This is a genomic window from Shewanella sp. AS16, from assembly GCF_021412365.1.
Classification (GTDB): Bacteria; Pseudomonadota; Gammaproteobacteria; order Enterobacterales; family Shewanellaceae; genus Shewanella; species Shewanella salipaludis.
Genome location: NZ_JAKCLK010000257.1, coordinates 1 through 291 on the forward strand (window position 1 = coordinate 1; position 291 = coordinate 291).

Annotated in this window: 1 protein-coding gene; it reads right to left on the reverse strand. The window is 41.6% G+C overall.

The window, feature by feature from the left end:
• Window positions 1-124 precede the first annotated feature (124 nt).
• A partial coding sequence (locus tag LZP73_RS20225; RefSeq protein ID WP_234236722.1) for a porin occupies window positions 125-291 on the reverse strand: 167 nt, incomplete at its 5' end.

Here is a 291-nt window from a genome sequence, read left to right on the forward strand (position 1 = left end):
GTATCCGCATAAAGTGTAACGCCAGATGACACTTTTTGTGTAATGACGGAGTTCACATTTTTAATTTAGATCAAAGGAGGAAGAATAAGCAGAAAAAGCCCGCCAAAACAGCGGGCAGGGGGATTTAGAACTGATAAACCAGACCTAAAGCGACGATATCATCGGTAGAGATGCCGTTGGCAGCGTAGAAACTGTCATCTTCATCCAACAGGTTGATTTTATAGTCAACATAGGTGGACATGTTTTTATTGAAATAGTAAGTCGCGCCAACATCGGCGTATTTAACCAGAT